This window comes from Pseudomonas sp. B424, assembly GCF_055408345.1.
In genome coordinates, this window is sequence record NZ_JBUZTL010000003.1 from 124,348 (window position 1) to 137,842 (window position 13,495).

A 13,495-nucleotide genomic window follows, 5' to 3' on the forward strand; every position below is an offset into this window, starting at 1 on the left:
ACTACACCAACGGCAGCGCCATGTAAAACTGTGTGCCTTGCCCGGGCCGCGAGTACGCCCCGATGCGCCCGCCATGCAGTTGCACAATCTCTTTGCACAGGGCCAGGCCAAGGCCGGCGCCGCCCTTTTTGCGCCCGACTTGCACGAAGGGTTCGAAAATACGCCCTTGCTGGCCGTAGGCAATACCTTCGCCATTGTCTTCGACACTGATGATCACCCGCTCGCCATGGCGTCGGGCCTGCAGACGAATCTGCCCGCCATCGGCGGTGTGGCGCAAAGCGTTATCCAGCAGGTTATCCAGCACACGTTCCAGTTGGGCCTGGTCGGCATTCAGCTCGGGCATTGGCGGCTGCAGGTCGATCAACAATTCGATGCTTTTGGCGGCTGCCCGGTCGGCGAAGCGGGCGCGGGCCTGTTCGAGCATTTCCTCGATATCGCAGGGGGCCAGCGTGAGCTTTTGCAGGCCGTTCTGGTAGCGGGAGAAGTTCAGCAGGTCATTGATCAGCTGCATCAGCCGCTGCATTTCTTCGTTGACCGTGTTGAGCAAATCGGTTTCACGGGACTGAGGATCAAAGCGTGCACGCTCCAGAAACAAGCCGAACGCCATATGCATGCCGGTCACAGGAGTGCGCAACTCATGGGAGGCGCGCAGTACGAACTCGCTGCGTACACGCTCAAATGCGCGTTGCTCGGTCACATCATGCAGCACCATTACCGCGCCGAGAATCGGCCCTTTGGGTTGGCTGACCGGGGTCAGGCTGTAGGTCAGCAGGCGGTTCTCGCCCTCGATATCCACGCTCAAGTCTTCAGGTAGCCGTTCAAGGCTGCCGCCGCGCAGCACCGTTTGCAGCTGCTGGTCGAGTTCGGTGCGTTGCAACGCCTCACCCAGCGGCTGGCCGAGACGGCTCTCGTCCCAGCCCAGCTGTCGTTGGGCTACCGGGTTCAAATGCTCAAGCCGGCCCTGCTGATCGATCATCAACAGACCGTCATCAATACTGTCGAGCACCGCCTGAAGCCGCTGCTGGCCTGCCAGCAGTTCGTCGACATTGGTTGCTTGATGCTGACGCAAAGCCTCGGCCATGATTCCGAAGCGCCGGGTCAGCAGGTTCATTTCAGTGGCAGACGAGAGCGGCAACACCACCTCGAAGTTGCCCTTGCCGATGTTGTCGGCCGCTTTGGCCAGCGCCTCGATAGGCGCACCAAAGCGCCGGGCAATGCCGTGGGCGGTAATAAAGCCGATGATCAGCACCGCAAGCCCGACCAGGCCAAGCAGGGAGGCGATGATCAGGGCCCGGTCACGGGCCGATGCCTGTGCGGCATAAATAGTGTCTAGCGCACGGCGGTGCTCGGTAATCAGGCCATTGCGCAACTGGTTGAAACGGCTTGAAAGCTCGTTGTCGGTACTCAGGTTGAGTGCTTCGCTGTCGGCCTGGTGTAACGCTTGCAGAAAGTGGTTGTAGTCTTCCCGCGCCTGGGCAAAGCCGCTGTGCAGATCGTTTTTGCGCTCATGCTCGATGCCTTCGTCGAGCAGTGCCAGATACTCCCCGGTCGATGCCTGGAGTGCTTTCGAGTCGGGCTGGTTGCGCAGCATCAGGATCAGTTGGTCACCCAGTGACTGGCGCAGCTTCAGGCCCAGGTCCAGGGTGATGAAATTGTTGCGGATCAGCGCTTCCTGGCTCTTGGCCATTTGCATCACGCTGACGACGCCCAGCAGAAGCCCGAGCAACGCCACCGTGATCAGTGCCGAAATACTCAGGAACAGACGGGTACGCAACTTGATCGCCAGTTTCATCGGATGCTCACAGGTTGTACTGCTTACGTTTGCGATACAGCGTCGAGGCATCGATGCCCAAGGTTTTTGCGGCCTGGTCCAGGGTTTCGCTGGTAGCCAGGACGGCGCCGATATGGGCTTTTTCCAGTTGGTCCAGGCTCAGAGCCGCACCGATACGCGGAGCATTGGGGGTGGTTTGCTCAGCCATGCCCAGGTGGCTGATTTCGACCACTTCCTGTGGGCAAATAATGCTTGCACGCTCCACCACGTTGCGCAGCTCGCGGATATTGCCCGGCCATCGATAATTGGCCAGCGCCAGGCGGGCTTCTTCGCTGAAGCCGCGGGCAGGGCGGGCGTACTCTTTGACGAAACGGGCCAGAAAGCGGTCGGCCAGGGTCAGGATGTCTTCACTGCGTTCGCGCAGCGGCGGCAGATGCAAGGTGATCACGTTCAGGCGGTAGAGCAGGTCTTCGCGAAAACGCCCGTCGCGCACCATGTCTTCAAGGTTGAGGTTGGTGGCGGCCAGAATCCGCACATCGGCGCGGCGGGTTACGGGGTCGCCGACGCGTTCGTATTCCTTGTCCTGAATAAAGCGCAGCAGCTTTGGTTGAAGTGCCAGCGGGAAATCACCGATTTCATCCAGGAACAATGTACCGCCGTCGGCCTGGTTGACCCGGCCCAGGGTGCTTTCGCTGGCGCCGGTAAACGCCCCGCGGGTGTGGCCGAACAGTTCGCTTTCCATCAGCTCGGCGGTCAGGGACGGACAGTTGATAGTGACGCAGGACTTCTTGGCGCGTTTGCTCCAGCCATGAATCGCCCGTGCAAGCTCGCCTTTACCGGTGCCGGACTCGCCGAGGATCAGGATATTGGCATCGGTGCCTGCGACCTGACGGGCAGTTTCCAGTACCGCCATCATGGCCGGGCTGTGGGAGTCCAGGCCGTCCTTGGGTTTGCGCACTTCACCTTCGAGGGCTTCAAGGCGGGCGGCCAGCTGGCGCACTTCCAATTGCTTGGCCGTGGCCAGGCGCAATTGGTCAGGGCTGCAGGGCTTCACCAGATAGTCGGCCGCACCGGCCTGGATCGCATCAACTGCGGTGTCGACGGCCGAGTGGGCAGTGACAATCACCACACGCATCCACGGCGCTTGAATGCGCATCTGGGCCAGCACATCCAGGCCGTTGTCCTCACCCAGGCGCAGGTCCAGAAAGCACAGGTCGAACACCTGGCGCTGTAACAGCGCGTCGGCCTGTGCCGCGCTGCTGGCGGTGGCGACGGTGTAACCCTCATCTTCGAGGCAGTAGCGGAATGTACGCAGGATGGCGGACTCATCGTCGACCAGCAGAATGCGGCCCTGGTGCTCTTTGGCTGATTCCATTTCCTACGTTCCTTTATGAGTGATCTTGGTTAGTGTCGGAATAATCGGGCAAGTTGCATGGTTTTTCTGGATTGATTCCGAGGCTAGCACTGAAGGCGTTGCACTGCCTTGAGTAACTGACTGATTTTAAAGCTTATTAGATGTTTTTTTTCGGCTATCAAAAAGGTGAACATCGTGCTTGCCCTGTAGCCGCTGCCGGGGCACGAAGGCTGCGTCCGGCTGCGCAGCAGTCGTAAATCCTGAGTTCGAAGTTTATCTGATGTACCGCGTACTCCGACGTTACGACGCGCTTCGCGTTCGATCGCAGCCTTCGGCAGCAGCTACATGTGCACATGAGATCGTGCAGAACGCACGACAGCCGTTGAGGGTATCGTGCAGGATGCGCGTAAAACCTATCTCAATAAATTACTAAGCTATTGATTTATATAGGTTTTATTTCTATTCAAAAGCTGGCACGCCCCCTGCAGATACCCTTGTACAGAATGTCGCTGCTGGCGACGCAACCTCACATTGACCGCCGGGTGGCAGGAGTTTGAACATGAATCGTCAAGATTTCTCCAACATGCGCGTTACGTCATTGCATCTGCAGCAGGGGCTGTTTGCCAGCCTTGCATTGTCGGTGACCTTGATCGGTGGTCAACAGTTGGGTCGCTGGGAGACAACGCCGCAGCCCGTTGCCACGGTTGTGCATTCAGTCGCTCCCCAGCAGCATTTCAAGGCACTGGGCCCGGTAACGGATTCCATTGGTCACTTCGAACTGGCGGCTTCGGATGAAACGCAAACAGCGAATTCGCAACCTGAACCGCAACGTTGGGTGTTTTAAGCGTTCACAACCTTGAGGCCCATGACGGGCGTCGAGTTGCACCATTGGCCTAATCCTGTTTCGTACAGTAATAAGGAGAATCACCATGTTGAGTTGGGCAATTACCTTCCTGATTATCGCCATCATCGCTGCTGTTCTGGGCTTCGGTGGTATTGCGGGCACCGCGACCGGCATCGCCAAGATTCTCTTTGTCGTGTTCCTGGTGATGTTTGTGGTGTCGTTCATCTTTGGCCGTCGCGGTCGAGGTTGAACCTGCCCCACCCAAACCTGTAGTCGCTGCCCAAGGTTGCCTGGCCTTTTTAGCAACCTTGGGCAGCGACTACAGAAGATCTTGTACAGGGCTTGCCCTGTTTTTTTATGCCCGCCGAGAACTATTCCGTTTTTGTAATGCCTTATCAGGGCTCATTTTTTCCAAAAAAATGTGGCTTCAGACGTCCTTCAGAACGTCGACCGTATATCGACTAAAAGAAAAATAGCCCGTCCTTATATCTGATTTGTGTTGTCGGATATTTCTTGGATATATGTGGCTTTTTGTCACCCCATCCCTGCCTAAAAAGACCTTGAAACAGCCGGTCCACGGCACTTATGTCGTCTATTCTGTGGAATCGCAGAAGGGGCGATTTGAGGTCTTGTCGGACAAAACCCATGCCGATTCGGCATGGGGTAGGCGTTTACGGCATTAGACGGCCACCTCATGCATGGGAATAGTTGCGCCTTTTTTCGCCTGCCAAAGAGCCTTTCTGGCTCGGTTTGGGCGACCTTCTACGGGGGTAGAGGTTTCTGGTTTTTGCGCTTTACAGCGCTCTAGTCTGAGCCTTTGCCCGAGTCCACTTGAAGTAAGGGTAATGACATGAAGAAGGCAAAACTTAGCCTCGCCTGGCAGATCCTGATTGGTCTGGTCCTCGGGATTGCAATCGGCGCGCTGCTTAACCATTTCAGTGCTGAAAAGGCCTGGTGGATCAGTAACGTTCTGCAACCTGCCGGCGATATCTTTATCCGTCTGATCAAGATGATCGTAATCCCAATCGTGATTTCTTCACTGGTTGTCGGGATTGCAGGCGTGGGAGATGCGAAGAAACTCGGTCGCATCGGTTTTAAAACCATCATCTACTTCGAGGTGGTGACCACCATCGCGATCCTGGTCGGCCTGGTGCTGGCCAACGTGTTCCAACCCGGTGCCGGGATCGACATGAGCACCCTGGGCACGGTCGATATCTCCAAATACGCAGCCACTGCTGCTGAAGTAACGCATGAACATGCGTTTATCGAGACCATCCTCAACCTGATTCCATCGAACATCTTCGCGGCCATGGCTCGCGGTGAGATGCTGCCGATCATCTTCTTCTCGGTGCTCTTCGGTCTCGGCTTGTCGAGCCTGAACGCCGAGCTGCGCGACCCGCTGGTGAAAACCTTCCAGGGCGTGTCCGAGTCGATGTTCAAAGTCACTCACATGATCATGAACTACGCGCCAATCGGTGTGTTTGCCCTGATCGCCGTGACTGTCGCCAACTTCGGTTTCGCCTCGCTGGTGCCATTGGCCAAGCTGGTGCTTCTGGTTTACGGCGCCATCCTGTTCTTCGCCGTCGCGGTGCTGGGCCTGATCGCCAAGCTGTTCGGCTTCTCCGTGTTCAAGCTGATCCGCATCTTCAAGGATGAGCTGGTCCTGGCTTACTCCACCGCCAGCTCCGAAACCGTGCTGCCGCGCGTGATCGAGAAGATGGAAGCCTACGGCGCGCCGAAAGCCATTTGCAGCTTTGTGGTACCGACCGGCTACTCGTTCAACCTTGACGGTTCGACCCTGTACCAGAGTATCGCGGCGATCTTTATCGCTCAGCTGTACGGCATCGACCTGTCGATCAGCCAGCAGCTGCTGCTGGTTCTGACCCTGATGGTGACCTCCAAAGGCATCGCCGGTGTACCGGGCGTGTCCTTCGTGGTGCTGCTGGCCACTCTGGGCAGCGTGGGTATCCCGCTGGAAGGCCTGGCCTTTATCGCCGGTGTTGACCGTGTGATGGACATGGCCCGTACTGCCCTGAACGTGATTGGTAACGCCTTGGCGGTGCTGGTGATCTCGCGTTGGGAAGGCATGTACGACGACGCCAAGGGCGAGCGTTACTGGAACTCGCTGCCGCACTGGCGCAGCAAGGAAGCCCTGCCAAAAGGCGAATAATCGCCCCTCGGCAGCCGCACTCCCACAAACCCCGGACTTGTCCGGGGTTTGTTGTTTCTGGGGGTTGGCCGCTATCATTCGCCGCATCTTCCAGGAGTTCTCTCGATGCTCAACGGCCTATGGCTCAGCTTTTTCGTCGTCGCTATGGTGTCGGCGCTCGTCCAGTGGCTGGTGGGCGGCAATGCGGGGATTTTCTCGGCGATTGTGGAAAGCATCTTCGCCATGGCCAAGTTGTCGGTCGAAGTGATGATTCTGATGTTCGGCACCCTGACCTTGTGGCTGGGGTTTTTGCGCATTGCCGAAAAAGCCGGGATCGTCGACTGGCTGGGCAGGGCGCTGGGGCCGCTGTTCAAGCGCTTGATGCCGGAGGTGCCCGAAGGCCACCCGGCGCTGGGCTTTATCACCCTGAACTTCGCTGCCAATGGCCTGGGGCTGGACAACGCCGCCACGCCCATTGGCCTCAAGGCCATGCGGGCGCTGCAAGAGCTCAACCCCAGCGCCACCAGCGCCAGCAATGCGCAGATCCTGTTTCTGGTGCTCAATGCCTCGTCCCTGACCCTGTTGCCGGTCACGATCTTCATGTATCGCGCCCAGCAAGGCGCTCCTGACCCGACGCTGGTGTTCCTGCCGATCCTGCTGGCCACCAGCGCCTCGACCCTGGTGGGTCTGCTCTCGGTTGCAGTTGTGCAGCGTTTGCGCCTGTGGGACCCGGTGGTGCTGGCGTATCTGGTGCCGGGGGCGTTGATCCTCGGGGGGTTCATGGCACTGCTGGCGACCTTGTCGGCCACGGCGCTGGCCAGCCTGTCCTCGATTCTGGGCAACTTGACGCTGTTCGGGCTGATCATGCTGTTTTTGGTGATTGGCGCCCTGCGCAAGGTCAAGGTGTACGAAGCGTTTGTCGAAGGGGCCAAGGAAGGCTTCGACGTGGCGAAGAACCTGCTGCCGTATCTGGTGGCGATGCTCTGTGCGGTGGGTGTGCTGCGGGCTTCGGGAGCGCTGGACTTTGGCCTCGACGGCATTCGCCATGTGGTCGAGTGGCTGGGCTGGGACACCCGCTTTGTCGACGCGCTGCCGACGGCAATGGTCAAACCTTTCTCAGGCAGCGCCGCTCGGGCCTTGCTGATCGAAACCATGCAGACCCAGGGCGTGGACAGCTTCCCGGCGCTGGTGGCTGCCACGGTGCAGGGCAGCACTGAAACCACGTTCTATGTGCTGGCGGTGTACTTTGGCGCCGTTGGCATCCAGCGCGCCCGGCATGCGGTGGGTTGCGCCTTGCTGGCCGAGCTGGCGGGCGTCGTGGCCGCGATTCTGGTGTGCTACTGGTTCTTTGGCTAACCCCGCGCCGACACAACCCCCCTGTGGGAGCGGGCTTGCTCGCGATGGTATCGCCCCGGTTCATCCATAGACCGAGGCGCCTGAATCGCGAGCAAGCCCGCTCCCGCGGATTTAAAGCGTTTTACGCCAAACGCTCACCAGCCACGGCTGCTGGTCACGGGGCAGGCCTGCCGGGCGATAGTAGTGTTCAAGTTCAACAAAGCCGGCAGCGACCAGCATCGCGCGCCAGTGTTCCAGGTCGTGATACGCGCCATAGCGCTCACCGTTCCAGCCTTCGCGGTTGTCGCCCCGGGGGTTGGAGCTGAGCAGCACGCCGCCGGGTTTCAAGCTGCTGTGCAGTTTGCTCAGGACTTGCCCCAGTTCCTGGGTCGGTACGTGGAACAGCGAGGCGTTGGCGAAGATGCCGTCGAAGCGCCCGGCGGGCAAATCGAGCTTGAGAAAGTCCTGGTGCAACACCTCGCAGCCGCTGTCTTCGCGGGCCATTTGGGTGAAACGTTCGGTGCCGTCCAGCCCGACTGCTATATGTCCCAGGCGGGTGAAGGTTTGCAGGTCGCGGCCTGGCCCGCAGCCAAAATCCAGGATCGTGAACGGCGGCGTGCCTTGAATATGGCGCAGCAATGCGTCGATGTTCTGGCTCACGTCGTGATCGCGGGTACCTTCGCGAAAGCCTTCGGCGCTCTGTTGATAGTGGCCAAGGGTAATGGCAGCGATCTGTTCGAGGGTTTTTGGGTCGAGGGTCATCGCAGGCTCGGTCGGCGGCAGTCAGGCCGCCGACTATACCTCAGCGTTTGTTGAGGGCCAGGGCCAAACGGTCGCCACCGAGCTGAATCAGGGCCACCAACGCCACCAGCAATACGATCACGGTCAGCATCACTTGTGTGTCGAAGCGCTGATAGCCGTAGCGGTACGCGATGTCACCCAGACCGCCGGCGCCAATCGCCCCGGCCATGGCGGAGGAGTTGATCATCGTCACCAGAGTGATGGTGAAACCGCCGACGATGCCCGGCAAGGCTTCGGGCAACAGCACGTGCCAGATGATGTGATGGCGCTTGCAGCCCATGGCCTGGGCGGCTTCGATCAAACCGTGATCTACTTCCCGCAAGCTGACTTCGGCGATCCGCGCAAAGAACGGTGTTGCCGCTATGGTCAGCGGTACGACGGCCGCCCATACGCCGTAGGTGGTGCCCACAATCAAGCGGGTAAACGGGATCAGTGCCACCATCAAAATCAGAAAGGGGATCGAGCGAAACAGGTTCACGAACGCGCCCAGTGCCTTGTTCAGGGCCGGCGCTTCATAGATCCCGCCCTTGCCGCTGGTGACCAGAATCACCGCCAGCGGCACCCCCAGGATCAGTGCGATCAGCGACGACACGCCGACCATCAGAAAGGTGTCGATCACCCCCTGCCATAAACGATCAAATCCCATAGCCCACCACCTCGACCTGTTGCGCCCATTGACCGGCGCGTTTGCGCAATTCATCCGCGCCCAGCGACGTGCTGGTCACGCTGAGCAGTAATTGCCCCAGGGCGTGGCCCTGAATCTGCTCGACCCCGCCGTGCAGCAACCGCACTTGACCGCCCAGGGCACTGAACAACGCGCCCAGGTCGGGTTCTTGCGCCTGGCTGCCGGTAAAGCGCAGTCGCAGGATCACGCTCGATTGTGCCGACAGCGGCTGCGCCGTAATGCGGTTTTGCAGTGCCGCGGGCAGGGCGTCCTGCAAGGGCGCGAGCAGGGTTTTGCTGACCTCGTGTTGCGGGTCGCCAAACACTTGCCACACCGGGCCTTGCTCGACCACCCGACCTTGCTCCAGCACCACCACGCGGTGGCAAATGTCGCGAATCACGGCCATCTCATGGGTGATCAGGATGATGGTCAGGCCCAGGCGCTGATTGATTTCGCGCAGCAAGCCGAGGATCGACTGGGTGGTTTCGGGGTCGAGTGCCGAGGTGGCTTCGTCGCAGAGCAGAATGGCCGGGTCGTGAACCAGCGCCCGGGCAATGCCCACCCGCTGTTTTTGCCCTCCGGAGAGCTGTGCCGGGTAAGCCGTGTGCTTGCCTTGCAGGCCAACCAGCTCCAGCAGCTCGCGCACCTTGCGCTCGCGTTGCAGTTTGGGCACGCCCGCCACCTTGAGCGGCAGCTCGACGTTTTGCCACACGGTCTTGGCCGACATCAAATTGAAGTGCTGGAAGATCATGCCGGTTTGGCGGCGCAGGGCTACCAGCTTGTTTTCATCGAAGTCACCGATGTCGATCTGATCGATCAGCACGCGACCGGTGCTGGGTTGTTCGAGGCGGTTGATGGTGCGGATCAGCGACGATTTTCCGGCGCCGCTGCGACCAATAATGCCGAAGATCTCCCCGCGCTGAATCGCCAGGTCGATACCTTTGAGCGCATCGACTAGGCCCTGGCGGCCTTCATAGGTTTTGCCGACGCCAATGAAGCGCACATGGGCGCGGCTCAGTTCGGGGTGCAACTCGGTATGGGTCGCGCCGGGCAGCGGCTCATCGAGCCGCACGCGAGCAATGGCCACGCTCATGATCAGCCTCCCCAGCCAGGTTGGTACAAGGTGCCGTAGGTTTTATCCAGCGCGGCCTTTACCACAGGCGAGTGCTGGTAAATGTCGACGAACTTGGCCAGGCGCGGGTCGTCCTTGTTTTTTGGCTGGATCACGAACTGGATCACGTACTCGGGGTGGTCGATGCCGTCGAACAACAGCGCCGATTCGGCATCGAAGGTTTTGGACAGGCGGATATAGGCCGGGTAGCCCTGCACCAGGTCGGCATCGTCGTAGGCACGCACCAGTTGCACGGCTTCGACTTGCAGGATCTTGATCTTTTTCGGGTTGGCGATGATGTCCTCTTCGGTGGCCTTGTAACCGACGCCGGGCTTGAGGGTGATCAGACCGGCCTTGGCCAGCAGTTGCAGGCCGCGCCCGCTGTTGATCGGATCGTTGGCGATGGCCACCGTGGCACCCGCCGGCAAGTCTTCAAGGCTTTTGTGCTTCTTGGAATACAGCCCCACGTTGTTGATCACGCCTTTGGCATACGGCACCAGATCAAACCCGGCGGCGGCCTTGGCGTTTTCCAGAAAGGGGATGTGCTGGAAGTAGTTCACGTCGATATCGCCGGCGGCCAGGGTGGTGTTGGGCGCGATCCAGTCGGTGAACTCCACCAGTTCAACTTTCAGCCCTTGCTTGTCGGCTTCGGCCACGGCGGCTTCCAGCGGGATGGCGAAGGCGGCAGTGGTGCCGACCTTGAGGGGCTTTTCGGCCGCGTGGGTAATACCGCTTAACAGCCCCAGGGCCAGAACCAGTGCGTGTTTTTTGTTCATGGTGTTTTCTCAGTCAAATAGTCGGAATTCGGACCCTGTGGGAGCGAGCTTGCTCGCGATGGCAGCGCTGCGGCTTGCCTGACAGACCGCGTCGCGAGTATCGCGAGCAAGCCCGCTCCCACAAAAAATCAGTTATGTGTTGTGTCTGAAGGCCGCACCGGTATGCCGCTCGGGCAAATGTGCGCCGCCTTCGGCAAACAGCTTCTGGCGCAGGCTGCCGGTGTCATAAGCCGTCTTGTAGGAGCCCCGGCGTTGCAGTTCCGGGACCACCAGGTCGATAAAGTCGACGTAGCTTTCGGGGGTGACGATGCGGGTCAGGTTGAAACCGTCCAGGCCGGTTTCAGCGATCCACGATTCCAGCTCATCGGCCACCTGCCCGGGTGAACCCACCAGCGTGATGTAGCGTCCGCCCAAGGCGTGTTGTTCAAGCAATTTGCGCCGGGTCCAGTCGTTGTTTTGCAGCACTTTGGTCGCCGACTGGATCGCGTTGCTCTTCACGTACTGGATCGGTTCATCCAGTTCGTAGTCGGCAAAGTCGATGCCCGTGGAGCTGGAAAAATGCGCCACGCCCGCTTCGGCGCTGGCATAGCTCAGGTACTCGTCACGCTTGGCCAGAGCCAGTTCTTCGGTAGGTGCCACGATCACGTTAAGGCCCATGAACAGCTTGATGTCGTCGGGGTTGCGGCCCGCCGCCACAGCGCTGGCGCGGACCTTGTCGACCTGGGCCCTGGTGGCGGCCTTGGTCTGCCCGCTGATGAACACACACTCGGCATGACGCCCGGCAAACACCAGCCCGCGATCCGAACTGCCGGCCTGAAACAGCACCGGCGTGCGCTGGGGCGACGGCTCGCAGAGGTGATAACCCTCCACCTGATAGAACTCACCGGCGTGTTTGACCTTGTGCACCTTGTCGGGCCGGGCGTAGATGCGCTGCGCCGGGTCATTGAGCACGGCGCCGTCTTCCCAGCTGCCTTCCCAGAGCTTGTAGAGGACTTCGAGGTACTCGTCGGCCTGGTCATAACGGCGGTCGTGCTCGACCTGTTCGGTCAGGCCCATGGCCTTGGCGGCGCTGTCGAGGTAGCCGGTGACAATGTTCCAGCCCACGCGGCCACGGGTCAGGTGGTCAAGGGTCGACATGCGGCGTGCGAACAAGTACGGCGTTTCGTAGGTCAGGTTGGCGGTTAAACCGAAGCCGAGGTTTTTAGTGACAGCCGCCATGGCCGAAACCAGCAGAAGCGGGTCATTGACCGGCAGCTGGATCGCCTCTTTGAGCGGAACATCAACCGATTGTTGATAAACGTCATACACGCCCACGATGTCGGCGATAAAGAGCCCGTCAAACAGCCCGCGCTCCAGCAGCTGCGCCAGCTCAGTCCAGTATTCCAGGGTGTTGAACGTGGTCGAGGTGTCCCGCGGGTGCGTCCACAGCCCGTGGTTGATATGGCCAATGCAGTTCATGTTGAAGGCATTGATCAGGATTTTCTTTTTGCTCATCAGATGGTCCCCCGCAGCGGCGGGTTGGCATCGTTGAGGTAGTAGTTGCCCACGGCGTGGTACTTCCAGCGCACCGGGTCGTGCAGCGTGTGCACCCGGGCGTTGCGCCAGTGACGGTCAAGGCCGTGTTCGGCCAGAGTGGCCTGGCTGCCTGCCAGTTCAAAGAGGGTGCTGGCAGCGGCCAGGGAAATTTCAGTGCTGATGGCCCGGGCCTCGGCGATGGCAATCGATGCGGCAGCCACCGTGCTGGCGGTGGTGTCGGTGCGGGCCTTGTCGAGAAACTCCCCGGCCCGGTCCAGCAAGGCTTCGGCGGCGTGCAAGCGCACGCTCAAGTGGCCGAAGCTCTTGAGGGTCAGGGGGTCTTCGCTGGCAATATCGGTGGTGGCGTCGATCCACGGCCGGGTTTTGGTTCGCACAAAGTGCAGTGCGTCTTCAAAGGCGGCGCGGGCGATGCCGGTGTCGATGGCCGCGTGCAGAATCTGCGCCAGCGGGCCAACCGTGGTCGGTCGCTCGAAAGCGCTCTGGAAGGGGATAACGTCTTCAGCGCCGACAAAAACGTTGTCGAAGACCACCGAACCGCTGCCCGTGGTGCGCTGGCCAAAGCCGCTCCAGTCGTCAATCACGCTCAGGCCGTCGCTGTCGCGGGGCACAAATGCCAGTTGCTGGACGCCATTGTCATCCACCACGGAGGTAGGGATGCGCTGCGCATACAGTGCGCCGGTGGCGTAGAACTTGCGGCCGGTGATCCGATAACCCTGCTCGGCCTTGGCCAGATGCGTGGTGCGGTCGTGGGCGGTTTTAGTGCCGATTTCTGCCAGCGCATTGCCGAAGCGCTGCCCGGCCAATACCTCGGCATACAGCCGCTGCTTTTGCGCCTCGCAGCCGTTGAACCGCAAGACTTCCAGTGCATAAAAGTGGTTTTGCGGGATTTGCCCCAGCGAGGCATCTGCGGCGGCGATCAACGCCACCACCTGAGCCAGGGTGACATTGGACACGTCCGCGCCGCCGTAAGCTTTGGGCACGGTAATGCCCCACAGGCCAGTATGGGAAAACAGTTCAAGTTCATCAAAAGGCAGGCGGCGTTCACGGTCGCGCAGGGCGCTGTCACGTTTGAAATGTGCGGCCAGTTCACGGGCTACGCTCAGGGCCTCGGCATCGCTGTGGATAACCGGGACCTGTTTGGATATCAGTGACAT

At 60.1% G+C, this 13,495-nt stretch carries 12 protein-coding genes; 4 read left to right on the forward strand and 8 right to left on the reverse strand.

The genetic code is table 11. The annotated features are described in order from the left end of the window. Position 1: 1 nt before the first annotated feature. On the reverse strand, positions 2–1,792 hold the full coding sequence (locus ACZRMS_RS05300; protein WP_463994412.1) for a KinB sensor domain-containing domain: 1,791 nt from the start codon (positions 1,790–1,792) through the stop codon (positions 2–4). A 7-nt stretch (positions 1,793–1,799) separates the two neighbouring features. Next, positions 1,800–3,146 (reverse strand): sigma-54-dependent response regulator transcription factor AlgB, encoded by a 1,347-nt coding sequence (gene algB, locus ACZRMS_RS05305; RefSeq protein ID WP_463994413.1) that lies wholly within the window; start codon positions 3,144–3,146, stop codon positions 1,800–1,802. 538 nt (positions 3,147–3,684) lie between these two features. Between algB and ACZRMS_RS05310 the strand changes: the two genes are divergently transcribed. From ACZRMS_RS05310 to ACZRMS_RS05325, 4 genes are all read left to right on the forward strand, one after another. Continuing rightward, complete coding sequence (locus tag ACZRMS_RS05310) at positions 3,685–3,969, forward strand: hypothetical protein (protein ID WP_463994414.1); 285 nt, start codon at positions 3,685–3,687, stop codon at positions 3,967–3,969. An 85-nt stretch (positions 3,970–4,054) separates the two neighbouring features. Further along, a complete protein-coding gene (locus ACZRMS_RS05315) occupies positions 4,055–4,219 on the forward strand; it encodes a DUF1328 domain-containing protein (RefSeq protein ID WP_019828122.1) in 165 nt (54 codons plus the stop codon). Between the two features lie 600 nt (positions 4,220–4,819). Next, a complete protein-coding gene (gltP, locus tag ACZRMS_RS05320; RefSeq protein WP_463994415.1) occupies positions 4,820–6,139 on the forward strand; it encodes a glutamate/aspartate:proton symporter GltP in 1,320 nt (439 codons plus the stop codon). Positions 6,140–6,244: 105 nt separating this feature from the next. Then, the gene (locus tag ACZRMS_RS05325; RefSeq protein WP_048361318.1) at positions 6,245–7,474 is read left to right on the forward strand and encodes a nucleoside recognition domain-containing protein; all 1,230 of its coding nucleotides are present in this window, start codon (positions 6,245–6,247) and stop codon (positions 7,472–7,474) included. 111 nt (positions 7,475–7,585) lie between these two features. On the opposite strand, the gene ACZRMS_RS05330 is transcribed toward ACZRMS_RS05325, so the two are convergent. The 6 genes from ACZRMS_RS05330 to ACZRMS_RS05355 all read right to left on the reverse strand — a co-directional run bounded on the left by ACZRMS_RS05330 (position 7,586) and on the right by ACZRMS_RS05355 (position 13,495). Continuing rightward, entirely contained in the window at positions 7,586–8,215 is a 630-nt protein-coding gene (locus ACZRMS_RS05330) for a class I SAM-dependent methyltransferase (protein ID WP_463994416.1), read from the reverse strand. Positions 8,216–8,255: 40 nt separating this feature from the next. Beyond that, positions 8,256–8,900 carry a methionine ABC transporter permease gene (locus ACZRMS_RS05335; protein WP_048361316.1) on the reverse strand — a complete coding sequence of 215 codons (645 nt, stop codon included), beginning with the start codon at positions 8,898–8,900 and terminating at the stop codon, positions 8,256–8,258. Then, on the reverse strand, positions 8,890–10,011 hold the full coding sequence (locus ACZRMS_RS05340) for a methionine ABC transporter ATP-binding protein (protein ID WP_463994417.1): 1,122 nt from the start codon (positions 10,009–10,011) through the stop codon (positions 8,890–8,892). The genes ACZRMS_RS05335 and ACZRMS_RS05340 overlap by 11 nt, the downstream gene beginning before the upstream one ends. Before the next feature lie 2 nt (positions 10,012–10,013). Next, a complete protein-coding gene (locus ACZRMS_RS05345) occupies positions 10,014–10,805 on the reverse strand; it encodes a MetQ/NlpA family ABC transporter substrate-binding protein (protein WP_463994418.1) in 792 nt (263 codons plus the stop codon). 132 nt (positions 10,806–10,937) lie between these two features. After that, the gene (locus ACZRMS_RS05350; protein ID WP_463994419.1) at positions 10,938–12,299 is read right to left on the reverse strand and encodes an LLM class flavin-dependent oxidoreductase; all 1,362 of its coding nucleotides are present in this window, start codon (positions 12,297–12,299) and stop codon (positions 10,938–10,940) included. Next, positions 12,299–13,495 carry an SfnB family sulfur acquisition oxidoreductase gene (locus ACZRMS_RS05355; protein WP_463994420.1) on the reverse strand — a complete coding sequence of 399 codons (1,197 nt, stop codon included), beginning with the start codon at positions 13,493–13,495 and terminating at the stop codon, positions 12,299–12,301. The genes ACZRMS_RS05350 and ACZRMS_RS05355 overlap by 1 nt, the downstream gene beginning before the upstream one ends.

Bases quoted from the DNA above. Each gene is read 5' to 3' on its own strand.
- ACZRMS_RS05300 (WP_463994412.1), bottom strand. From the start codon at position 1,792: ATGAAACTGGCGATCAAGTTGCGTACCCGTCTGTTCCTGAGTATTTCG.
- ACZRMS_RS05355 (WP_463994420.1), bottom strand. From the start codon at position 13,495: ATGTCACTGATATCCAAACAGGTCCCGGTTATCCACAGCGATGCCGAG.
- ACZRMS_RS05345 (WP_463994418.1), bottom strand. From the start codon at position 10,805: ATGAACAAAAAACACGCACTGGTTCTGGCCCTGGGGCTGTTAAGCGGT.
- ACZRMS_RS05315 (WP_019828122.1), top strand. From the start codon at position 4,055: ATGTTGAGTTGGGCAATTACCTTCCTGATTATCGCCATCATCGCTGCT.
- ACZRMS_RS05340 (WP_463994417.1), bottom strand. From the start codon at position 10,011: ATGAGCGTGGCCATTGCTCGCGTGCGGCTCGATGAGCCGCTGCCCGGC.
- gltP (WP_463994415.1), top strand. From the start codon at position 4,820: ATGAAGAAGGCAAAACTTAGCCTCGCCTGGCAGATCCTGATTGGTCTG.
- ACZRMS_RS05310 (WP_463994414.1), top strand. From the start codon at position 3,685: ATGAATCGTCAAGATTTCTCCAACATGCGCGTTACGTCATTGCATCTG.
- ACZRMS_RS05350 (WP_463994419.1), bottom strand. From the start codon at position 12,299: ATGAGCAAAAAGAAAATCCTGATCAATGCCTTCAACATGAACTGCATT.
- ACZRMS_RS05335 (WP_048361316.1), bottom strand. From the start codon at position 8,900: ATGGGATTTGATCGTTTATGGCAGGGGGTGATCGACACCTTTCTGATG.
- ACZRMS_RS05325 (WP_048361318.1), top strand. From the start codon at position 6,245: ATGCTCAACGGCCTATGGCTCAGCTTTTTCGTCGTCGCTATGGTGTCG.
- algB (WP_463994413.1), bottom strand. From the start codon at position 3,146: ATGGAATCAGCCAAAGAGCACCAGGGCCGCATTCTGCTGGTCGACGAT.
- ACZRMS_RS05330 (WP_463994416.1), bottom strand. From the start codon at position 8,215: ATGACCCTCGACCCAAAAACCCTCGAACAGATCGCTGCCATTACCCTT.